Genomic DNA, 21,872 nt, shown 5'->3' with positions numbered 1-21,872 from the left:
GTTGCCTGCCAACACGGGAGGTCAGGCCCTCGACCATGCACCACCCCCTCCCCCCCCCCACCCCTCCCCCCCCCCCCCCCCCCCCCCCATACACCTCCCCCCCCCCCCCCCCCCCCCCCCGCCGGGGGCCCCCCCCCCCCGGCCGGTCTGGCAGGCTCGGTCGCGACCACGTGGCCCGGCGTCTCACCGCTGGTGACCCAGCGTCGTCAGGGCTTGGCGCGGGATCACACGAACCACCGCAAAGTCGAGTCGTGCTCGCACGGTCCGTCACCGGAAATTCCGCGGCGACCCGGACTGATCGCGGGCGGAACTGCTTGCTTCAAGCCCGCGAAACCTGCCCGTAACACCAGGGGCGGGACAGTTCACCTGCCCGAAACCTGAGGCGCAACCGCGTGAAACAGGACATACCGATGCTCCCTGCAACCGACGTGCAGTGGAGGTCGACGTGGATACAGGGGACACCGCCTGGGTGCTCACCAGTGCCGCACTGGTGCTGTTGATGACGCCGGGACTTGCCTTCTTCTACGGGGGCATGGTCCGGTCGAAGAGTGTGCTCAACATGATGATGATGAGCCTGGGCGCAATCGCCGTGGTCGGTGTGCTCTGGGTGTTGGTCGGCTATTCGATGGCGTTCGGCACCGACGTCGGCGCCGGTCTGCTCGGCAAGCCGTTCGAGTTCTTCGGCCTCGACGGCCTGCTCGGCAAGGAGTCGTTGTCGGGGACCATCCCGAGCACCGTCTTCGTCGCGTTCCAGGCGATGTTCGCCATCATCACGGTGGCGCTGATCTCCGGCGCGATCGCCGACCGGGCGCGCTTCGGGCCGTGGCTGCTGTTCGCCGGCCTGTGGGCCGTGCTCGTGTACTTCCCGGTCGCGCACTGGGTGTTCGACTTCGACGGCAAGGACGCTGACGGCAACGTCGTCGACGCGGGCGGCTGGATCGCCAACAAGCTGCTCGCCATCGACTTCGCGGGCGGCACGGCGGTCCACATCAACGCCGGTGCGGCGGGTCTCGCGCTGGCGCTCGTCCTCGGCAAGCGCGTCGGTTGGCCGAAGGACCGGATGAAGCCGCACAGCCTGCCGCTGGTCGTGCTGGGCGCGGGTCTGCTGTGGTTCGGCTGGTTCGGCTTCAACGCGGGCTCCGCCCTCGGCGCGAACGCCACCGCCGGCGTCACCTTCGTCAACACCCTGGTCGCCACCGCCGCCGCGATGCTCGGCTGGCTGCTCGTGGAGCGGGTCCGCGACGGCAACGCCACCACGCTCGGCGCCGCGTCCGGCGTCGTCGCGGGTCTGGTCGCGATCACCCCGGCCTGCTCGGCGGTCACCCCGCTCGGCGCCATCGCGATCGGCGCGATCACCGGCGCCCTGTGCGCCCTGGCGGTCAGCCTGAAGTACCGATTCGGCTTCGACGACTCGCTCGACGTCGTGGGCGTGCACCTGGTCGGTGGCCTCTCGGGCACCATTCTCATCGGCTTCTTCGCCAGCTCCGCCGCCCCGGCGGGCATCGACGGCCTCTTCTACGGCGGCGGCGTCGACCAGCTGTGGCGGCAGGCCGTCGGCGCGCTGGCCGTGCTCGCGTACTCGTTCGTGCTGAGCCTCGTCCTCGGCTACCTGGTCAAGCTCACCGTCGGCTTCCGCGCCGACGAGGAGGCCGAGGTCGCCGGCATCGACGAGGCCGAGCACGCGGAGACCGCGTACGAGTTCGGCAGCGGCATCGGCGCCCGTGGCGGCAGCAAGCCCAGTGTCGCCGCCGGCGCCACTGCGGTCCTCGAGGGGAGCAACAAGTCATGAAGTTGGTCACCGCGATCATCAAGCCCTTCACCCTGGACGACGTGAAGGCGTCCCTGGAGCAGCTGGGCGTGCTGGGCATGACCGTCAGCGAGGTCCAGGGGTACGGCAGGCAGAAGGGCCACACCGAGGTCTACCGCGGCGCCGAGTACGCCGTGGACTTCGTGCCCAAGCTGCGCATCGAGGTCCTGGTGGACGACACCGCCGTGGAGAAGGTCCTCGACGCCGTCGTGGAGGCCGCGCGCACCGGCAAGATCGGTGACGGGAAGGTCTGGGTGACGCCGGTCGACACCGTCATCCGGGTCCGCACCGGGGAGCGCGGCTCGGATGCCCTATAGGGATCCGAAGTAGGAATGGGAGACGGCCGTATGGATAACGCCGAGGCGGCCGTCGTCACGGCTGACGACCTGGTGCGAGCACGCGATCGGCTGCTCGCGCCAGGTCGGCGCCGTTTGACGGGGGAGTCGCTGCGCGAGGCGCTGGTGGACCTGCACGAGTTCTGGCTCACCGCGCACGCCTCGCTGGCGGGCGTCGGCGGACCGGGCGGTGGGGTCGCACTGGTCGCCGTGGGGGGTCTGGGCAGGCGGGAGCTGGTGCCCTATTCCGATCTCGACCTGCTCCTGGTGCACAACGGGCACAAGGGCGTGGACGGGATCGCCGAGAAGCTCTGGTACCCGCTGTGGAACTCCGGCATCGGCCTGGACCACTCGGTGCGCACGGTCGGCGAGGCGCTGCGCGTCGCCGCCGGCGACCTGCGCACCGCGCTGGGGCTGCTGGACATCCGCCACATCGCGGGCGACCAGGAGATCAGCCAACGGCTGACCGATAGCGCCCGGCAGGCGTGGCGCACGGGGGTGCGCACGAGGCTGGACGAGATGGCCGAGTCGGCGTCGCGGCGGTGGGCGCGCAGCGGCGAGATCGCGCACCGCGTCGAGCCGGACCTCAAGCACGGCCGCGGCGGGCTGCGCGACGTGACGCTGCTGGACGCGTTGAGCGCGGCGCAGCTGACCGACCGGCCGTCCGCCGAGGTCAACGAGGCCCGCAAGCTGCTGCTGGACGTGCGCACCGAGCTGCGCCGGGTGGCGGGCAGGCCGCGCGACGTGCTCCGCGCGCAGGACGGCGACGAGGTCGCCACCGCGCTGGGCCTGCAGGACCGCTTCACGCTGGCCCGTTCGATGTCGTCCGCCGCGCGCACGATCGTCTACGCCGTGGACGTGGCCATGCGCACAGCGCGCGCCGCGGTGCCCAAGCGCGGACTGGGCGTGTTCGCCCGTTCCCCGCTCAGGCGGGCACCGGCCAGACGTCCGCTGGACGAGGGCGTCGTGCTGCACGGCTCCGAGGTGGCGTTGGCGCGTGACGCGGTACCCAGCCGTGACCCGGCACTACTACTACGGGTCGCCACGGCCGCCGCACGCAGCAAGCACCCGATCGCCCCGGGCACGTTGGCCAAGCTCGCCGACTCGGCCCCGGAGCTGCGCCAACCGTGGCCGAGGGAGGCCCGCGAGGAGCTGCTGGCCCTGCTCGGCACCGGCGTCGGCCTGATCGACGTGGTCGAGGCGCTGGACCGCACCGGCCTGTGGGGCAGGCTGTTCCCCGAGTGGGGCGCGGTGCGGGACCTGCCGCCGCGCGACGCCGCGCACACGTGGACCGTCGACCGGCACCTGGTGCAGGCCACCGCGCACGCCGCGCGCCTGGTGACCAGGGTGTCCCGGCCGGACCTGCTGCTGCTCGGCACCCTGGTGCACGACATCGGCAAGGGCAGGCAGGCCGACCACTCCGAGGTCGGCGCGGCGATCACCACGCAGATCGCCGAACGGCTCGGCCTGTGGCCGCAGGACGTGGCCACGCTCACCGCGCTGGTGCGCCACCACCTCCTGCTGCCGCACACGGCCACCCGCCGTGACGTGGAGGACGAGGCCACCGTGCGCCGCGTGGTGGACACGCTCGGCGGCGACCCCGTGCTGCTGGAGCTGCTCTACGCGCTGGCCGAGGCCGACGCCGTGGCCACCGGGCCGGGCGTCTGGTCGGACTGGAAGGCCTCGCTGATCAGCGACCTGGTCGCGCGCTGCCGCACGGCGATGGCGGGCGACCCGCTGCCCAAGCCGGAGCCGCTGGACCAGCGCCAGCAGGACCTCGCCCGGGCCGTGCTGGACAGCGGGAAACCGGACGTGCTGGTCGACCCGGGCGACCACGCGGCCACCGTGACGGTCGTCGCGCCCGACCGGCCGGGGCTGCTGTCGCGCGCGGCGGGCGTGCTCGCGCTGAACTCCCTGGAAGTGCACGCCGCGACCCTGCGCTCGCACGAGGGCGCGGCCGTGGACGTGTTCACCGTGTCGCCCAGGTTCGGCTCCCTGCCGGACGTGACCCTGCTGCGCGAGCAGCTCACCAGGGCGCTGGACGGCTCCCTCGCGCTGGCCGACAAGCTCGCCGCGAAGGAACGCGACTACGGCGGCCCGCCGCAGGACCCGCCACCGCCGAGGGTGCTCTGGTTCGACGACGAGTCGACCGGCGCGGTGGTGCTGGAACTGCGCGCGGCGGACCGGATCGGGCTGCTGCACCACGTCGCGGACGCGTTGGAGCAGTCCGGAGTGGACATCGTCTGGTCGCGGGTGTCCACATTGGGCTCCACGGTGGTGGACTCGTTCGCCATCACGCTGCCCGACGGCGGCGACGCCGACCAGCGGCGGCGGATCGAGCGGGCCGTGCTGCTGGCCGCGCGCTGAGGTTGCGTAGGTCTACGCACAACCGACCGAGGGGGCTCACGCTGCCGGTGGACCCCGTGCCGGGGGAGGCTTCTCCCGTGGCACGGGGGACCGCGCGGACCGGGGGGCGCCGGCGGGGTCAGCGCCACCGCGTGGTCGGGAGCGGCCTGTCGAGGGGTTGGGCCGCTCTCGATCACGCCCGGAACTCGTGGGCGTCCGAAACGTCTCTTTAGTATGGATGCGATGACCGCTGTCGCCGTGAGGCCGCGCTCGCTGGTCGTGCTGGCCGGACTGCCGGGAGCGGGTAAGTCGACGCTGCTCGCCGCCGCCGACACGGACGGCGCGCCCGCCGTCGTGCTCGACTCCGACCAGGTGCGGACCAGCCTCCGCGCCTTCTTCCCCGAGTCCCTGCCCTACCGGCTCTACCGGCCGTTGGTGCACTTCGTGCACCGCGCCCGGATCGTGTGGTTCGCGATCACCACGAGCGGCCTGCTGCTCGTGCACGAGCCGTCCACCCGCCCGACCACCCGCGCCGGCCTCGTCGCCGTCGGCGTGCTGACCAACCGGCCCAGGCACTTCCTGTGGCTGGACGCGAGCCCGGAGCAGGCCCTGTCCGGCCAGGTGGCGCGGGGCAGGCTGATCCGGTCGCGGTCGTTCGCCCGGCACGTGCGCCGCGCGGCCAAGCTGCGCGCCCGCTTCGCCGAGGGCGTGCCGCCGCGCGGCTGGCAGGGCCTGACCCTGCTGACCCGTCGTGACCACCTGCGCCTGTCGGTGACGCCGGCGTGAACGGCTACCCTGAGTACGAGGAACCCACCGACGACGTGCGAGGTCTGGCGGCATCGTGTTCAACACCCTTTCCGACCGGCTCACCTCGGTCCTGCAGAACCTGCGGGGCAAGGGGCGGCTGTCCGAGGCCGACATCGACGCGACCGCGCGCGAGATCCGGGTCGCGCTGCTGGAGGCCGACGTCGCGCTGCCCGTGGTGCGCACGTTCATCGCGAAGGTCAAGGAGCGCGCCAAGGGCGCCGAGGTCAGCCAGGCCCTGAACCCGGCCCAGCAGGTCGTCAAGATCGTCAACGAGGAGCTGGTCGGCATCCTCGGCGGGGAGACCCGCAGGCTCAACCTGGCCAAGAACCCGCCGAGCGTGATCATGCTCGCGGGTCTGCAGGGCGCCGGCAAGACGACCCTGGCGGGCAAGCTCGCCAAGTGGCTCAAGGGCCAGGGCCACACCCCGATGCTGGTGGCGTGCGACCTCCAGCGCCCCAACGCGGTGACCCAGCTCCAGGTGGTCGGCGAGCGCGCGGGCGTGCCCGTGTTCGCCCCCGAGCCGGGCAACGGCGTGGGCGACCCGGTCGACGTGGCCCGCAAGGGCATCGAGGAGGCCAAGCGGGCGCAGCACGACATCGTGCTGGTCGACACCGCGGGCCGCCTCGGCGTCGACGAGGAGATGATGCGCCAGGCCGTCGACATCCGCGCCGCCGTGCAGCCCGACGAGGTGCTGTTCGTGGTCGACGCGATGATCGGCCAGGACGCGGTGAACACCGCCACGGCGTTCCGCGACGGCGTCGGCTTCACCGGCGTGGTGCTCACCAAGCTCGACGGCGACGCCCGCGGTGGCGCCGCGCTCAGCGTCCGCGAGGTCACCGGCCAGCCCATCCTGTTCGCCTCGAACGGCGAGAAGCTGGAGGACTTCGACGTCTTCCACCCGGACCGGATGGCGAGCCGGATCCTGGGCATGGGCGACATGCTCACCCTCATCGAGCAGGCCGAACAGGCGTTCGACGCCGACCAGGCCGAGGCCGCCGCGGTCAAGATGGGCTCCGGCCAGCTCACGCTCGAGGACTTCCTGGAGCAGATGCTGGCCCTGCGCAAGATGGGCCCGATCGCGAACCTGCTCGGCATGCTGCCCGGCGCGGGCCAGATGAAGGACCAGCTGGCCAACCTGGACGAGCGGCACCTGGACCGGGTGCAGGCGATCATCCGGGGCATGACCCCGGCCGAGCGCGACGACCCGAAGATCATCAACGCGTCCCGCCGGCTGCGCATCGCCAACGGCTCGGGCGTCCGGGTCAGCGACGTGAACGACCTGGTCAACCGCTTCTTCGAAGCGCGCAAGATGATGAGCCAGATGGCCGGCCGCTTCGGCCTGCCCGGCGGTGGCGGCAAGAACAACCGCAAGGGCAAGGGCAAGAAGGGGAAGAAGGGCAAGGGCCGCGGCCCCACGCCGCCGAAGGTGCGCGGCGGGTTCCCGGGGATGCCCGGGATGATGCCCGGCATGCCCCCCCAGGGCGGCGGCCCCGCGCTGCCCCCCGGCCTCGGCGGCTTCGACCAGCTCCCACCCGGCTTCGACCCGTCGAAGCTGAAGTTCGACAAGTGAGCGGCCTGCACCTGCGGGGCGTCGTCCTCCCCGAGGGCGGCGACCCGCAGGACCTGTGGGTGGTCAACGGGCGGATCCGCACCCGGCCGGTGCCCGGCGCGACCACCGTCAGCAGCGGTGGCTACCTGGTGCCCGGCCTGGTCGACGCGCACTGCCACGTCGGCCTGGGCGCCAAGGGCGCGGTCGACCTGCCCGAGGCGGTCGACCAGGCCCTCGCCGACCGGCGGGCGGGCACGCTGCTCATCCGCGACTGCGGCTCGCCGCTGGACACGCGACCGCTGCAGGAGCGCCTCGACCTGCCCCGGATCATCCGCGCGGGCAGGCACCTGGCCAGGCCCAAGCGGTACATCAAGTACCTGGGCGTCGAGATCGAGGACCCGGCCGACCTGCCGGCCGCGGTGGCCGAGCAGGTCGCCGCCGGCGACGGCTGGGTGAAGCTGGTCGGCGACTGGATCGACCGCTCCACCGGCGACCTCGCGCCCCTGTGGACCGAGGACGTGCTCACCGAGGCGATCAAGGTCGCGCACGAGAACAAGGCCAGGGTCACCGCGCACGTCTTCGGCGAGGAAGCCCTGCCCGCCCTGCTCAACGCGGGCATCGACTGCATCGAGCACGGCACGGGCCTGACCGACGACACGATCGCGCAGATGGCCCGCAACGGGACCGCGCTGGTGCCGACGTTGATCAACATCGAGAACTTCCCGGACATCGCGGCCGGCGCGGACAAGTACCCGGTCTACCAGGGCCACATGCGGCACCTGTACGAGCGCAACGCCGGGACCATCGCGAAGGCGGTCGAGGCGGGCGTGCCGGTGTTCGCGGGCACGGACGCGGGCGGCGGCATCGAGCACGGCCGGATCGTTGACGAGATCAAGGCGCTGCACGGGGTCGGCCTGAGCACCACGCAGGCCCTCGGCGCGGCGTCCTGGGCCGCCCGCGAGTGGCTCGGCTTCCCGTCGCTGACCGAGGGCGCCGCGGCCGACGTCGTGGTCTACGAGGACGACCCGCGCGCGGACCTCGACGCCCTGCGGCGCCCGAAGCTGGTCATGCTGCGCGGCCGGATCCACGCCTGACCTCGCGGCACCCGTCCGGCGGCGGTAGGAAATCCGCGATCGGGCCTGGTGGCGAGGAGTTCTTCCGCCACCCGAAGTGACTGCTGCCGCCGTCAGGGTGATCATGAACGGCCTCGGGCAGCACTCCGCCCCACCGGACCACTACGTTCGGACGAGTGGAGGAACAGCAGGACCGGGACACCGGCCGGGCGCACTGGGGCTTCCTGGCGTTCTTCACCGGGCTCGGCGGCTACCACCTCGCCATCCTCGCCTTCACCGCCGCCACGGCCGACCGGTTCGCCGAGGTGGACGTCACCGACCCGCCGGTGCTCGGCCCGCTCCTGCTGCTGGTGTTCCTGCCCAACGTCCTGCTCGGCCTCGGCCCGGTCGTCATCTCCTGGTACCGGGGCAACGGGCCCAACAAGGACTTCGGCCTGGTGCCCACCCTCCGGGACCTGAAAGTGGGCCTGGCCGCCGGCGGCGCGGCGCTGCTGGCCGCCTGGCTCATCGGCGCGCTGCTGCTGCGCATCAACCCGGACCGGTCCAGCTCGCTGGACGAGATCGAAGCGCTCTCCGGCGGCCGGACGGTCTGGCTGGCCGCCGCGGCGCTGTTCGTCTTCCTCGGCGCGCCGCTGACCGAGGAACTGCTCACCAGGGGCGCGCTGTGGCAGGCGCTGGCCCACTACCGGATACCCAGGATCGCGATCCTGGCGCTGACCGCCGTCGTCTTCGCGTTCCTGCACGAGGAGAGCTGGCGCGTGCTCAGCCTGTTCGCGCAGGGGCTGGCCATCGGCGCGGCCCGCATGATCACCGGCCGGGTGGCCTCCAGCGTGGTGGCCCACGCGACGAACAACCTGCTGCCCGCCGTCTACCTCTACACCGGCTGACTAGGGTGGATGGCTGTGACACGACCGGATGAACCGCCCCCGGGGCTGATCGCCAGCGTCCGCGCGGTGGGACGGGAGCCCGAAGCGGTGCACGCGGGCCAGCGGTGGGGCTTCGGCGCGTTCCTGCTCGTCGAAGCGGTCTTCGTGCTCAGCGCGGTGTTCATCACGGCGGTGGCCCGCACGTCGGGCACGGACATCGGCTCGTCGGTGACCTTCGTCCTGGTCGGGTCCATCGTGCCGACGGTGCTGGCGGCGGCGGTCGCGGTCACCATCACCTACCTGCGCGGCAACGGCCCGTTCCAGGACCTCCGGCTCGCCTGGGACTGGGCGGACGTCAAGGTCGGGCTCAAGCTGGGCGCGCTCGGCCTCGTGCTGACCTACGTGGCCGCGGTGATCTGGTCGAGGGTGGTCGGCGACAAGAACGCCACCTCCGCGATCGGCGAGCTCGTGGACGGCGCGGGGCTGCCCCTGGCCGCCGCCGTGGCGATGTTCGTCTACGTGTGCTTCCTGGGCCCGGTGTGCGAGGAAGTGATCTACCGGGGCCTGCTGTGGGGCGCGATCGAGCGGCAGCGCTGGAGCCGGTGGGCGGCGTTCGTGCTGACCACGCTGATCTTCGCGGCCAGCCACCTCGAACCGCTGCGGACGTCGTTGCTCATCGTCATCGCGCTGCCCATCGGCATCGCCCGCCTCATCACCCGCCGGCTCACCGCGAGCGTGGTGGCGCACGTGATCAACAACTTCCTGCCCGGCCTGACCCTCCTCCTCGTCTCCATCGGGGTGATGCCCGCGTGAGCACCCGCGCGATCGACCTCAACAGCGACCTCGGCGAGGGCTTCGGCATCTGGCGCCTCGGCGACGACGAAGCCCTGCTCGGCATCGTGACCAGCGCGAACGTGGCCTGCGGCTTCCACGCGGGCGACCCGTCGACCATGCGCCGGGTGTGCCGCCAGGCGGCGGGCGCGGGCGTGGCGGTCGGCGCGCAGGTCTCCTACCGCGACCTCGCGGGCTTCGGCCGCCGGTTCATCGACGCGGACCCGGCCGAGCTGGCCGACGAGGTGCTGTACCAGATCGGGGCGCTGGACGCGTGCGCCAAGGCGGCCGGGACGTCGGTCGAGTACGTCAAGCCGCACGGCGCGCTCTACAACGCCACCGTGCACCACGACCGGCAGGCGCAGGCCGTGGTCGACGGCGTGAAGGCGTTCGGCGACCTGCCCGTCCTCGGGCTGCCCGGCTCGCGCCTGCTCCACCACGCCGAACGGGCGGGCCTGCGCCCGGTGCGGGAGGCGTTCGCCGACCGCGCGTACACGCCCGAGGCCACCCTGGTGCCCCGCACCGCGCCGAACGCCGTCCTGACCAGCACGGACGCCGTGCTGGCGCAGGTGCTCCGGCTCGCCGAGCGGGGCGAGCTGATCGCCGCGGACGGCGCCGTGCTCAAGGTGGAGGTCGACTCCATCTGCCTGCACGGCGACACGCCGGGCGCGGTCGAGCACGCGACGAAGATCCGGGCGGCGCTGGCGGACGCGGGCGTCCCCGTGGCCCGATTCGTCCTCCGGTAGACCCGTCTGGCAGAATGGTCGGTTGTTCGCCGAGGTCGGTCCCTCTCACCGTGCCATGGCGCCCCAGACACCTGGGCTTTCACCACCCGTGCCCCACTCGGGTGAGGACTGCCCGCACCTGAGCACACGAGAGCACGAGGAGCACCCACACCCGTGGCCGTCAAGATCAAGCTTCAGCGGCTTGGCAAGATCCGTCAGCCGTACTACCGGATCGTCGTCGCCGATGCCCGCACCCGCCGCAACGGCAAGGCCATCGAGACGATCGGCAAGTACCACCCGAAGGAAGAGCCGTCGTTCATCGCGGTGGACAGCGACCGCGCGCAGTACTGGCTGGGCGTCGGCGCGCAGCCGACCGAGTCGGTCCAGCGCCTGCTCGAGATCACCGGTGACTGGCAGAAGTTCAAGGGCCTCCCGGGCGCCGAGGGCACGCTGAAGGTCAAGGAGCCCAAGACCAGCAAGGCGGACCTGTTCGCCGCCGCGCTGGCCGCCGCGGGCGACGCGCCGTCCACCGAGGCGACCACCCCGAAGAAGAAGTCGGCCAAGAAGGACGACGCCAAGAAGGCTGACGCCGAGGCCGCTCCCGAGGCTGCCAAGGACGAGGCGTGAGCTTGTTGGCTGACGCTCTCGAACACCTCGTTCGGGGCATCGTCGACCACCCGGACGACGTCCGGGTGAACCTGGTCACGACCCGCCGCGGTCGCACGCTCGAGGTCCACGTCCACCCGGACGACCTCGGCAAGGTGATCGGCCGCAGCGGTCGCACCGCGACCGCCCTGCGCACCGTGATGGCCGGTATCGGTGGTCGTGGCGTGCGCGTCGACGTGGTCGACACCGACCGCTGAACGCGCACATGGACGTCGTCGTCGGCCGAGTGGCCAAGGCGCACGGGATCAGCGGCGAGCTCGCGGTCGACGTGCGCACGGACTCGCCCGAGACCCGGTTCGCGCCGGGCTCGGTGGTGGCCGCCAAACTGCGCGACGGCACCTCCCGCAACCTCACCGTCGCAGCCGCCCGGAACCACTCCGGGCGGCTGCTGGTGCGTTTCGAGGAAGTGCTGACCCGGGACGTCGCCGAGACGCTGCGCGGCACCCTGCTGCTCGCGAGCACCGAGGACCTGCCGCCGACCGGCGACCCGGACGAGTTCTACGACCACGAGCTCGAAGGGCTGACCGCCGAGCTCGCGGACGGCACGAGGATCGGCACCGTGCTGGAGGTCGTGCACGGGCCCGGCGGCGAGCTGCTGGTGGTCAAGCGCGAGAACGGCGACGAGGCCCTGATCCCGTTCGTGCGCGAGATCGTGCCCACGGTGGACCTCGCGGGCAAGCGCGTGCTGCTGGACCCGCCCGAGGGCCTCCTCGATGCGGATTGACGTCGTCACGATCTTCCCGGAGTACCTCGACCCGCTCCGCGCCGCCCTGCTCGGCAAGGCGATCGACAAGGGTCTGATCAGCGTCGGCGTGCACGACCTGCGCAACTGGACGCACGACGTGCACAAGGCCGTCGACGACAGCCCGTACGGCGGCGGTCCGGGCATGGTGATGAAGCCCCAGGTGTGGGGCGAGGCGCTGGACGACGTCGTCACCCCGGCCACCCGCCTGATCGTGCCGACGCCGGCCGGTCGGCCGTTCACCCAGCGGTTGGCGCACGACCTGGCCGCGGAGGAGCACCTGGTGTTCGCCTGCGGCCGGTACGAGGGCATCGACCAGCGGGTCGTGGACGACGCGTCGCGCCGGATGCGCGTGGACGAGGTCTCCATCGGCGACTACGTGCTCGTCGGCGGCGAGGTGGCGGTGCTGGTGATGGTCGAGGCCGTCGTCCGCCTCCTGCCCGGCGTGCTCGGCAACCCGAAGTCGGCCGCCGAGGACTCGTTCTCCGACGGCCTGCTGGAGGGACCCAGCTACACCCGGCCCGAGGTGTGGCGCGACCTCGCCGTGCCGGAGGTCCTGCGCTCGGGCAACCACAAGGCGATCGACCGCTGGCGGCGCGACCAGTCGCTGCGCCGCACCCGCGAACGCCGCCCCGAACTGCTCGACGCCCTGCCCGAGGGCGCGCTCGACAAGCACGACCGCAAGCTGCTCGACGAGCTCGACCGAGGGCCGGACTAGGGGCGATTTCGTGCCGCCGCCCCTCGTCTGGCACACTGGACAGGTTGCTGCACCCGGGTCGACTCATCCGGCGTGCGCCAGGCCCGCCCCCGCGCGTGTGTGACATGAGTTCGGCCGCGCCCTGGGGGAGTACGCAATACACGTGAGGACGAGGACGGACCACCGATGAACACCCTGGACGCTCTTGACGCCCAGTCGCTGCGCTCCGACATCCCCAGCTTCCGGCCGGGCGACACGTTGAAGGTCCACGTCCGCGTCATCGAGGGCTCCCGCGAGCGGGTCCAGGTGTTCCAGGGCGTCGTGATCCGCCGCCAGGGTGGCGGCATCCGTGAGACCTTCACCGTCCGCAAGGTCTCGTTCGGTGTCGGCGTCGAGCGCACCTTCCCGGTGCACTCCCCGAACATCGCCGAGATCGAGGTCGCCACCCGCGGCGACGTCCGCCGGGCGAAGCTGTACTACCTGCGCGACCTGCGCGGCAAGGCCGCCAAGATCAAGGAGAAGCGCGAGGCTCGCCCGGCCTCCTGACGCCGGGCACACGCGGAACCAGTAGCCTGCCCCACGTGGCAGATCCCGTGCACCGCTCCGCTGACGAAGACGGTCAGGATCCCGCAGTCGAGTCCACTCCGGACTCGGCTGCGGGCGGCAAGTCGAAGAAGGACAAGAAGAAGCCGCCGCTCTGGCGCGAGCTCCTCGTGCTCGGCGCCACGGCGCTGGTCCTCACCATCCTGATCCAGACGTTCCTGGCGCGGGTGTACGTCATCCCGTCGCAGTCGATGGAGGAGACCCTCCACGGCTGCCCCGGGTGCAACAACGACCGGGTGCTGGTCGACAAGCTGGTCTACGACTTCACCGAGATCGAACCGGGCGAGGTCGTGGTCTTCCGCGGCCCCGAGACCTGGGGCAACAACGACTTCAACTCCGGCCGGTCGGACAACCCGATCGTGGCCGGCATCCAGTCGGTGGCCTCGCTGGTCGGCCTCGCGCCGCCGGACGAGCGCGACTTCGTGAAGCGGGTCATCGCGGTCGGCGGGCAGACCGTCGAGTGCTGTGACGAGCAGCACCGCGTCAAGGTCGACGGCAAGCCGCTGGACGAGCCGTACATCTACTGGCAGCCCGGCACGTCGCCGGAGAACCACGACCCGTTCGAGCCGGTCAAGGTCCCCGAAGGCCACCTTTGGGTGATGGGTGACAACCGCACGAACTCCACCGACTCCCGCAAGCAGGGCGGTGGTGGCGTGGCGGGCACCGTGCCGGAGGACAACGTCATCGGCAAGGCTCGGGTCATCGTGCTGCCGCCGTCGCGCTGGCAGGGCATCGGCGACCACAACCCGCAGGCCGTCGCGCTCGGCGCGCCCGCGTGGCAGAGCGCCGTCCCGGCGGGCGCCGGCCTGGCCGCGGCGTGGCCGCTGGTGTTCTTCGGCCGCAAGCTCCGCAGGCGGTTGACCAGGGCCACACAGCCCTGATCGGTAGGCTGACCGGGTGGTGGACGTCGCATCGTCCCGGGGCTCCTCCGACGAGGGGGAACCGGAGCACGAGGAAAAGGTCGAGCAGTGGCGTGCCCGCGCGCGCAAAACGGCCAAGCGCAAGGGCTCGTTCTGGAAAGAGCTGCCGATCCTGATCGGTGTCGCGGTGGTGCTCGCGGTGCTGATCCAGTCGTTCCTGGCGAAGGTCTACATGATCCCGTCGGAGTCGATGGAGCAGACGCTGCACGGCTGCTCCGGCGGCTGCTTCGGCGACCGGGTGCTGGTGGACAAGCTGGTCTACGACTTCGCCGAGATCGAACCGGGCGAGGTCGTGGTCTTCCACGGCCCCGACAGCTGGATCAACCAGGACTTCGTCGCGCCCGAGCCGGCGAACCCGCTGGTCAAGGCGTTGCAAGGGCTCGGGTCGCTGATGGGGTTCCCGGCGGCGAACGAGGAGGACTTCGTCAAGCGGGTCATCGCGGTCGGCGGGCAGACCGTGCAGTGCTGCGACGACCGCAACCGGGTCGTGGTGGACGGCAAGCCGCTGGACGAGCCGTACGTGTACTGGGCGCCGGGCCGCAGCACGGTGCAGGAGTCGTTCGCCGAGCTGAAGATCCCCGAGGGCTACCTGTTCGTGATGGGCGACAACCGCAACGACTCGTGCGACTCGCGGTGCCAGGGCGACGGCCGCGAGGGCGGTCTCGTGCCGGTGGACAACGTCGTGGGCAAGGCGCGGGTGATCGTGCTGCCGCCGGCGCGCTGGCAGGGCGTGGGCGACCACAACCCGCAGGTCGTGGCCATCGGGGCGCCCGCGTGGCAGGACGCGCTGCCGGCCGGTGTCGGCCTCGCGGCGGCGTGGCCGGTGCTGCTGCTGGGCAAGCGGGTGAGGTCGCGTTTCCGGGGTTCACGACTGGGATAGGGTCGAGGGGTGATCCGCAAGCCGCCTCGCGTCCAGGTCCGGCAGACCGCGGGAATCTGGGCCTTCGAGGCCGCGTTGGACCGGCGCGGGTTCGGCCCCGTGGCCGGCGTGGACGAGGCCGGTCGTGGCGCCTGCGCGGGCCCGCTCGTCGTGGCGTCGTGCGTGCTCAAGCCGGGTGACGCGGCGAAGTTCGACGGGCTCACCGACTCGAAGCTGCTCACCGCCGCCGCGCGCGACCGGATGTACGACCTGGTGCTCAAGCGCGCGCTGGACTACGCGGTGATCGTGATCCCGGCCGCCGAGGTCGACCTGATCGGCGTGCACGTGGCCAACATCGAGGGCATGCGGCGCGCGGTCGCGCGGTTGGAGGCACATCCCGGGTACGTCCTGACGGACGGCTTCCCGGTGCCCGGTCTCACCGCACCCAACATGCCGGTGGTCAAGGGCGACCGGGTGGCGGCGTGCGTCGCGGCGGCGTCCGTGCTGGCCAAGGTCACGCGGGACCGGATCATGACCGGTCTGCACGAGGAGCTGCCCGTCTACGGGTTCGACGTGCACAAGGGCTACAGCACCCCCGAGCACTCGGCGGCGCTGGTGGAGCACGGCCCGAGCGCGCAACACCGCTGGTCGTATGCGAACGTGGCCGCCGCGGCGCTCCGGCACGGGATGGCGGCGCCGCACCGGGTGGCGCGCGGCGTGGTCGCGGCCGCCGTGGTCCAGAATGGGACAACCCCGCAGACCAGCGGTGGCAGGCTCGCGACGAGGAGGGGCGCGGATTCGATGATTACCCGCGCGGAGGCGTAATGAGTGCAGAGGATCTCGAGAAGTACGAGACCGAGATGGAGTTGTCGCTGTACAAGGAGTACCGCGACATCGTCAGCCAGTTCTCGTTCGTCGTGGAGACCGAGCGGCGGTTCTACCTGGCCAACTCGGTGGACGTGCAGGTCCGCAACGCGGACGGCGAGGTCTACTTCGAGGTGCGGATGTCCGACGCGTGGGTGTGGGACATGTACCGCCCCGCCCGATTCGTGAAGAACGTCCGCGTCATCACCTTCAAGGACGTCAACGTCGAGGAGCTGGACAAACCCGACCTCAGGCTGCCCGAGGACGGCCCGTTCAACTCCTGATACCCGCAAAGTCGCAGGGGCCTGCCCGTGGGGGTGGGCCCCTTTGCGCGTTCCGGCCGTTACCACGCGCCACCGACATTTCCCCGGCGGCCGTCCACAGCCCTTGAAGTTGTCCACAGCCGGCGAACTGCCCATCGCCACCCCGCCACCACCCCGGCATGGTCGAACCAGGACCGATTCCGGAGGAGTGGGGCATGAACACGGCGACCGACCTGGGCAGGCGTGGCGAGGACGCGGCGTGCCGGTACCTGGAGCACCAGGGCCTGTCGATCCTGGCGCGCAACTGGCGGTGCGACGACGGTGAGCTGGACGTCATAGCCACCGACGGCGCCCGGCTGGTGGTCGTCGAGGTGAAGTGCCGTTCGGGCACCAGCAGGGGCACGCCCCTGGAAGCCGTGACGCCGGACAAGCTGGAGCGCGTCCGCAAGTCGGCCCTGCGCTGGCTGAGCGCCAACCGGGTCGGGCGCGTGGAGATCCGGTTCGACGTGATCGCGATCGAGTGGCCGCCCGAGGGCAAGGTCCGCCTGCACCACCTGCGAGGTGTGTGATGGCGCTCGCGCGAACGTGGTCGGTGGCGTTGTTCGGCGTGGACGGCGTGCCGGTGGAGATCGAAGCCGACGTCGGTGTCGGCACGGTGAGGACCCAGCTCCTCGGCCTGCCGGACGCCGCCCTGCACGAGTCGAAGGACCGCGTGAAGGCGGCGGTGCGCAACAGCGGGCACGACTGGCCGTCCCAACGCGTGACGCTGGGCCTGTCCCCGGCCACGCTGCCCAAGAACGGCTCCGGCTACGACCTGGCCATCGCCTGCGTCGTCCTGGCCGCCGCCAAGGCGATCCCGGGCGAACGCCTGGCCGACACCGTGCTGCTGGGCGAGCTGGCCCTGGACGGCCGGGTCCGCACCGTCCGGGGTGTGCTGCCCGCGCTGGTGGCGGCCAAGCGGTCGGGCCTGACCGAGGCGGTGGTCCCGGTGGACGTGCTGCCCGAAGCCGCCCTGGTGGACGGCATGACCGTGCACGGCGCCACGACCCTGACCGACGTCCTGTCCTGGCTGGGCGGCGAGCACACCCTCCACCACACCGCCCCGCCCGCCATCGCCCCACCGCCGGACGGCCCGGACCTGGCGGACGTGGTGGGCCAGCCGGAGGCGAGGTGGGCCCTCGAAGTGGCCGCCGCCGGCGGTCACCACATCCTGCTGACCGGGCCGCCGGGGACCGGCAAGACCATGCTGGCCCAACGCCTGGCCGGCCTCCTGCCGCCGTTGTCGCCGGAGGAGGCGCTCGGCGTCACGGCGGTGCACTCCATCGCGGGTCTGCTGTCCCCGGAGAGCCCGCTGGTCGCCACGCCGCCGTTCGTCTCGCTGCACCCGACCACGTCGACGGTGGCGCTGATCGGCGGCGGCACCGGCATGGCGAAGCCGGGTGCGATGAGCCGGGCCCACCGGGGCGTGCTGTTCCTGGACGAGGCCCGGGAGTTCGGCGCGGCGAAGCTGGACGCGCTGCGCACCGCGCTGGAGGAGGGCGAGGTGCGGTTGGCGAGGCGTGACGGCATCGCCCGCTACCCGGCCAGGTTCCAACTCGTGCTGGCCACCAACCCGTGCCCCTGCGCACCGCCGAAGGACATCGACTGCGTCTGCCTGCCCGCCGCGCGGAGGCGCTACCAGAGCAAGCTCTCCGGCCCGCTCCTGGACCGGGTGGACCTGCGGGTGGTGATGCGCCCCCTGACCGCCATGAGCAACGCGGAGATCGCCCCACCGGAACCGACCGCCGCCGTCCGCGAGCGGGTCCAGAAGGCCAGGACGCGGGCGACCGAGCGCTGGGCGGCCCACGGCTGGCTGACCAACGCCGAGGTGCCGGGCCCCGCGCTCAGGCGGGAGTACGCCCTGCCAAGACACGCGACCACCGTCCTGGACCGAGCGCTGACCACGGGAGCCCTGACGGGCCGTGGCGCGGACCGGTGCCTACGAGTCGCCTGGACCCTCGCCGACCTGGCCGAGGTCGACCAACCGACAGCGGACCACGTGGCCGCCGCCCTGGAGTTCCGAGAGCGCAGGAAGTCATGACCGACCCAACCCCCACCCAGCCGATCCCTACCGGCCAGCCCTTCACCGCCCAGTCCCAGCCCACCCACACCGCCCCGATCCTCGCCGACCCTGACCCGGCTCCCGCCGACCCGAACCGCGCCATGGGCCCACCCGTCCACCCACCGATCGCCCGCCCGCCGGCTGAGCCCTCAACCCCGCCATCCGCACCACCGCCGTCTGCACCACCACCCTCCGCACCACCGACCCCAGCCCTGCCCCCGCTCCCTCCCTCGAACGTGACCCCGAGGGCCTCACCGCCGACCGTGTCGACCGACGTCAGCCCTACTGCGGCGGCGCGGACCGTGGTCGCGTCCAGGCTGGCCGCAGGCAGCCACCACGCGGGCGGTGGGCTCGTGGGCCGGTCGGTCGAGTCGGGTCCGCAGGTCGAGCAGGCCTCCGGCGTGCGGAGCGGGATCGAATCGGCGCCGGCCGGGTCGAAGGCGGTTCGCGCGGCGGACATGTCGCGTGACCCGGAGCCCGGCGAGGGGTTCGCGCCGGTCACCCGCCCCGGGCCCGACGAGTGGTGGCGGTCGCCGTGAGCACCGATGAGATCCGGCTGGCCCGGGCCTACCTGTCGCGGGTGGCCGAGCCGCCCGCCGCTGCTCTGGTCCGGTTCGTCGCCGAAGTCGGGCCGGTGCGGGCCGCGGAGTCGGTCAGGGCCGGGGAGGTGCCGTCCGGGGTCGACAGCCAGACATCGGCGCGTCGAGGGGTGGACCAGGCCGAGCAGGACCTGGAGGCGGCCGCGAAGGTCGGCGGGCGGCTCCTGGTCCCGGAGGACGACGAGTGGCCCCGCTGGCCCTTCAACGCCCTCGCCCTCGCCGCCGCCAACGGCCTGCGGTGCGGTGTGGAGCCCTTGGCGTTGTGGGTCCGGGGCGAGGCCGACCTCTCCTCCATCACCGAGCGGGCCGTCGCGGTGGTCGGCAGTCGGGCCGCCTCCGGCTACGGGCAGCACGTCGCGGGCGAGTTCGGCTTCGGGTTGGCCGAGGCCGGTGTCACCGTGGTGTCCGGCGCGGCCTACGGCATCGACGGCGCGGCGCACCGGGGCGCGATCACGGCGGGCGGGCCGACGATCGCCGTGCTGGCCTGCGGGATCGACGTCGCCTACCCGTCCGGCCACCGCCCCTTGCTCGAACGCATCCCCGGCCAAGGGCTGCTGGTGAGCGAGTACCCGCCGACCCACACGCCCGCGCGCCACCGGTTCCTGACGCGAAATCGGCTCATAGCCGCTCTGGCCGAAGGCACCGTGGTCGTCGAAGCGGGACGGCGCAGCGGGGCCAAGAACACCGCCGCGTCTACGGCGGCACTCGGCCGGGTGCTCATGGCGGTTCCCGGGCCGATCACGTCGGTCAGCTCGTCGGGCTGCCACGAGCTGCTGCGTTCGGGGCTCGCGGTGCCGGTGACCAGCGTCGCCGAGATCATCGAGTCGACCGGACGGCTCGGTGTCGACCTCGTCGAAGCCACCAGGAACACCGACACCGGACCACCGCAGGGCGAGGCGATGCGGGTCTTCGAAGCGCTGGGCCTGACGTTCGGGCACAGCCCGGAGGCGATCTCCGTCGAATCCGGCGTCGAGCTGGCTCGGGTGCGCGCCTTGTTGCCGCAATTGGAACTGGCCAGTCTCGCCGAACGCACGGAGAGCGGTTGGAAGCGCTCCCAGGACGGGAGTTGGCGTGGCGATACTTGACCAAGAGCGCTTGAGGGCGCAGCGTCAGGGGCTATGTCCCCGCCGCCGCCCGCTCGGACACGTCGTGTCGACCTGGTTCGCCTGCGTCGCGCGCTGCCCGCGGACGTGGCGACGGCCCTGGACCGCTACGAACGCCACCTCGCGATGGAACGCGGTCTGTCACCGCACACGGTGCGCGCGTACCTCGGCGACGTGGTCGCCCTGCTGGTCCACTTAGCCGAGGGCACACCCGACAACGCCACCGTGGAAGCGATCGACCTGCCGGGCCTGCGGTCGTGGTTGGCTTCCCAGCACTCCGCCGGCGCGAGCCGGACGACGATGGCCCGACGCGCCGCCTCCGCCCGCACGTTCACCGCCTGGGCCTCCCGCAACGACCTGCTCGCCGCCGACCCCGGCCCGCGGCTCAGCGCGCCCCGCCCCCACCGGACCCTCCCCGCCGTGCTCCGGCCGGACCAGGCCGACGCCGCCATGGCAGTTGCCGAAGTAGGCGCGGAACACGGCGATCCGGTTGCGCTGCGTGACCAAGCCGTGGTGGAGTTGCTGTACGCAACGGGTGTCCGGGTCGCCGAGTTGTGCGGTCTCGACCTCGACGACGTGGACTACTCCCAAAGGGTGATTCGGGTTCTGGGCAAGGGTGGTCGCGAACGCACCGTGCCGTTCGGCGTTCCGGCCGAACGGGCTGTACGGCGCTGGGTGGAACATGGTCGATCCGCCCTGGTCAGCGACCGTTCACACCGTGCGCTGCTGCTCGGCGCGCGAGGTGGGCGGCTCGACCCGCGTACCGCCAGGAGGGTTGTCCACGATGTAGTGGGTGCGGTACCTGAGACGGCCGACACCGGGCCGCACGGCCTGCGCCACTCCGCGGCCACGCACCTGTTGGAAGGGGGAGCGGACCTGCGCACCGTCCAAGAGCTTCTTGGTCACGCTACGCTCGCAACGACTCAGCTCTACACACACGTCACCGTCGAACGGCTGAAGGCGATCCATGACCGAACCCACCCCCGCTCCTGACGTCGCAGGGGGAGGTTCGCGGACCGCAACCGTGACCTCTCCCTCCGCCGCGCACGTCGGGACCTCGTCGGCGGCGCGCACCCCGACTGGGACGTACGGTCACCACGTCGACGGCGAGCCGCAGCGCACGAACGGGCACGCCGCCCCCGCCGTGGTCCCCGGCAGGCCCGCGCACGCGGCGTCGGAGTCGCGCACCGCCGATGACGTGGAAGCCGGGATCATCGCGCTGTGGCACACCTACGGCGAGTCACGTCGGCAGGCCCTGCGCGACCGCTTGGTGCTCCACTACGCGCCGCTGGTGAAGTACGTCGCCGGTCGGGTCGGCACCGGTCTGCCCGCGCACGTCGACGTGGCGGACCTGATCCAGTCCGGCATCTTCGGCCTGGTCGACGCGATCGAGAAGTTCGAGCCCGAGCGCGGCCTGAAGTTCGAGACGTACGCGATGCAGCGCATCAGAGGCGCGATCCTCGACGACCTGCGCTCACAGGACTGGGTGCCGCGCTCAGTCCGCAGCCGGGCACGTGACGTCGAGCGCGCCCTGGAACGCCTGGGTGGCCGCCTCCAGCGCACCCCGACCGACCGCGAGCTCGCCGCCGAGCTGAAGATCGGCCTCGGTGAGCTGCGCGAGCTCTACGCCCAGCTCCAGCTCACCAGCGTGGTCGCCCTGGACGAGCTGATCGCCGCCGGCCGCAACACCGGTGGCGCGGGCTCGTCACTGGCCGAGTCCCTGCCCGACGAGGGCGCGGAGGACCCGATCGCCACCCTGGTCGACCAGGACAGCCGCCGCCAACTCGCCGACGCGATCGCCCAGCTCGCCGAACGGGACCGCGTCGTGGTCACCCTGTACTACTTCGAGAACCTGACGCTGGCCGAGATCGGCAAGGTCCTGGGCGTCACGGAGTCCCGCGTGTGCCAGCTGCACACCCGGGCGGTGCTGCGCCTGCGCACCAAGCTGAACGAGCAGCTGGAGGCCTAGCCCGGCTCCGCCGATGCCCATCGGCATCAGTCGCCCATCGGCAGCAGACCCCAACCGCCACCCGGCGAACGCACTTGCCGGACGCACCTGCCGAACCCACCGCCGGACGCACCCGCCAAGTGCCGTCGGCGAATCACACGCGCGCCT

The 21,872-nt window shown here is 72.1% G+C and carries 24 protein-coding genes; all 24 read left to right on the top strand.

The window, feature by feature from the left end; translation table 11 throughout:
* The first annotated feature begins 445 nt into the window (after positions 1-445).
* The 24 genes from ACZ7GX_RS39690 (at position 446) to ACZ7GX_RS39575 (ending at position 21,725) form a co-directional block, all read left to right on the top strand.
* A complete protein-coding gene (locus tag ACZ7GX_RS39690; RefSeq protein ID WP_498784888.1) occupies positions 446-1,789 on the top strand; it encodes an ammonium transporter in 1,344 nt (447 codons plus the stop codon).
* Positions 1,786-2,124: a P-II family nitrogen regulator gene (locus ACZ7GX_RS39685; protein WP_230567690.1), complete on the top strand. Its 339-nt coding sequence runs from the start codon at positions 1,786-1,788 to the stop codon at positions 2,122-2,124. Before ACZ7GX_RS39690 ends, ACZ7GX_RS39685 begins: the two co-directional genes overlap by 4 nt.
* A gap of 30 nt (positions 2,125-2,154) precedes the next feature.
* Positions 2,155-4,509 (top strand): [protein-PII] uridylyltransferase, encoded by a 2,355-nt coding sequence (locus tag ACZ7GX_RS39680; RefSeq protein WP_498784886.1) that lies wholly within the window; start codon positions 2,155-2,157, stop codon positions 4,507-4,509.
* A 222-nt stretch (positions 4,510-4,731) separates the two neighbouring features.
* A complete protein-coding gene (locus tag ACZ7GX_RS39675; RefSeq protein WP_498784884.1) occupies positions 4,732-5,274 on the top strand; it encodes an AAA family ATPase in 543 nt (180 codons plus the stop codon).
* A 55-nt stretch (positions 5,275-5,329) separates the two neighbouring features.
* Entirely contained in the window at positions 5,330-6,865 is a 1,536-nt protein-coding gene (ffh, locus tag ACZ7GX_RS39670; RefSeq protein WP_498784882.1) for a signal recognition particle protein, read from the top strand.
* The gene (locus ACZ7GX_RS39665; RefSeq protein ID WP_498784880.1) at positions 6,862-7,938 is read left to right on the top strand and encodes an amidohydrolase family protein; all 1,077 of its coding nucleotides are present in this window, start codon (positions 6,862-6,864) and stop codon (positions 7,936-7,938) included. The genes ffh and ACZ7GX_RS39665 overlap by 4 nt, the downstream gene beginning before the upstream one ends.
* Before the next feature lie 155 nt (positions 7,939-8,093).
* Positions 8,094-8,804 carry a CPBP family intramembrane glutamic endopeptidase gene (locus ACZ7GX_RS39660; RefSeq protein WP_498784878.1) on the top strand — a complete coding sequence of 237 codons (711 nt, stop codon included), beginning with the start codon at positions 8,094-8,096 and terminating at the stop codon, positions 8,802-8,804.
* A gap of 9 nt (positions 8,805-8,813) precedes the next feature.
* The gene (locus ACZ7GX_RS39655; protein ID WP_498784876.1) at positions 8,814-9,596 is read left to right on the top strand and encodes a CPBP family intramembrane glutamic endopeptidase; all 783 of its coding nucleotides are present in this window, start codon (positions 8,814-8,816) and stop codon (positions 9,594-9,596) included.
* Positions 9,593-10,360: a LamB/YcsF family protein gene (locus ACZ7GX_RS39650; RefSeq protein ID WP_498784874.1), complete on the top strand. Its 768-nt coding sequence runs from the start codon at positions 9,593-9,595 to the stop codon at positions 10,358-10,360. The genes ACZ7GX_RS39655 and ACZ7GX_RS39650 overlap by 4 nt, the downstream gene beginning before the upstream one ends.
* 153 nt (positions 10,361-10,513) lie before the next feature.
* A complete protein-coding gene (rpsP, locus tag ACZ7GX_RS39645; RefSeq protein ID WP_123745950.1) occupies positions 10,514-10,966 on the top strand; it encodes a 30S ribosomal protein S16 in 453 nt (150 codons plus the stop codon).
* Positions 10,963-11,202 (top strand): RNA-binding protein, encoded by a 240-nt coding sequence (locus ACZ7GX_RS39640; protein WP_015104447.1) that lies wholly within the window; start codon positions 10,963-10,965, stop codon positions 11,200-11,202. Before rpsP ends, ACZ7GX_RS39640 begins: the two co-directional genes overlap by 4 nt.
* Before the next feature lie 8 nt (positions 11,203-11,210).
* Positions 11,211-11,729 (top strand): ribosome maturation factor RimM, encoded by a 519-nt coding sequence (gene rimM, locus ACZ7GX_RS39635; protein WP_498784872.1) that lies wholly within the window; start codon positions 11,211-11,213, stop codon positions 11,727-11,729.
* A complete protein-coding gene (gene trmD, locus ACZ7GX_RS39630; protein ID WP_498784870.1) occupies positions 11,719-12,465 on the top strand; it encodes a tRNA (guanosine(37)-N1)-methyltransferase TrmD in 747 nt (248 codons plus the stop codon). The genes rimM and trmD overlap by 11 nt, the downstream gene beginning before the upstream one ends.
* Positions 12,466-12,630: 165 nt before the next feature.
* Positions 12,631-12,990: a 50S ribosomal protein L19 gene (gene rplS / locus ACZ7GX_RS39625; RefSeq protein ID WP_498784868.1), complete on the top strand. Its 360-nt coding sequence runs from the start codon at positions 12,631-12,633 to the stop codon at positions 12,988-12,990.
* 35 nt (positions 12,991-13,025) lie between these two features.
* Positions 13,026-13,928, top strand: a complete 903-nt coding sequence (lepB, locus tag ACZ7GX_RS39620; RefSeq protein WP_498784866.1) for a signal peptidase I — start codon at positions 13,026-13,028, stop codon at positions 13,926-13,928.
* Between the two features lie 16 nt (positions 13,929-13,944).
* Entirely contained in the window at positions 13,945-14,847 is a 903-nt protein-coding gene (gene lepB / locus ACZ7GX_RS39615; RefSeq protein ID WP_498784864.1) for a signal peptidase I, read from the top strand.
* A gap of 9 nt (positions 14,848-14,856) precedes the next feature.
* Complete coding sequence (locus tag ACZ7GX_RS39610; protein ID WP_498784862.1) at positions 14,857-15,651, top strand: ribonuclease HII; 795 nt, start codon at positions 14,857-14,859, stop codon at positions 15,649-15,651.
* The gene (locus tag ACZ7GX_RS39605) at positions 15,651-15,974 is read left to right on the top strand and encodes a DUF2469 domain-containing protein (RefSeq protein ID WP_015104440.1); all 324 of its coding nucleotides are present in this window, start codon (positions 15,651-15,653) and stop codon (positions 15,972-15,974) included. The genes ACZ7GX_RS39610 and ACZ7GX_RS39605 overlap by 1 nt, the downstream gene beginning before the upstream one ends.
* A gap of 194 nt (positions 15,975-16,168) precedes the next feature.
* On the top strand, positions 16,169-16,522 hold the full coding sequence (locus ACZ7GX_RS39600; RefSeq protein WP_498784860.1) for a YraN family protein: 354 nt from the start codon (positions 16,169-16,171) through the stop codon (positions 16,520-16,522).
* The gene (locus ACZ7GX_RS39595) at positions 16,522-18,033 is read left to right on the top strand and encodes a YifB family Mg chelatase-like AAA ATPase (RefSeq protein ID WP_498784858.1); all 1,512 of its coding nucleotides are present in this window, start codon (positions 16,522-16,524) and stop codon (positions 18,031-18,033) included. Before ACZ7GX_RS39600 ends, ACZ7GX_RS39595 begins: the two co-directional genes overlap by 1 nt.
* A gap of 284 nt (positions 18,034-18,317) precedes the next feature.
* On the top strand, positions 18,318-18,593 hold the full coding sequence (locus ACZ7GX_RS39590) for a hypothetical protein (protein ID WP_498784856.1): 276 nt from the start codon (positions 18,318-18,320) through the stop codon (positions 18,591-18,593).
* Entirely contained in the window at positions 18,590-19,738 is a 1,149-nt protein-coding gene (dprA, locus tag ACZ7GX_RS39585) for a DNA-processing protein DprA (protein ID WP_498784854.1), read from the top strand. Before ACZ7GX_RS39590 ends, dprA begins: the two co-directional genes overlap by 4 nt.
* A 33-nt stretch (positions 19,739-19,771) precedes the next feature.
* Entirely contained in the window at positions 19,772-20,749 is a 978-nt protein-coding gene (locus ACZ7GX_RS39580; protein WP_498784852.1) for a tyrosine recombinase XerC, read from the top strand.
* Positions 20,724-21,725, top strand: a complete 1,002-nt coding sequence (locus tag ACZ7GX_RS39575) for a FliA/WhiG family RNA polymerase sigma factor (RefSeq protein WP_498784850.1) — start codon at positions 20,724-20,726, stop codon at positions 21,723-21,725. Before ACZ7GX_RS39580 ends, ACZ7GX_RS39575 begins: the two co-directional genes overlap by 26 nt.
* Positions 21,726-21,872 lie beyond the last annotated feature (147 nt).

This window comes from Actinosynnema sp. NPDC037264 (genome assembly GCF_055603705.1).
Note: the sequence above shows the minus strand (reverse complement) of the source record. Positions and strands in the feature narration are given on the sequence as shown.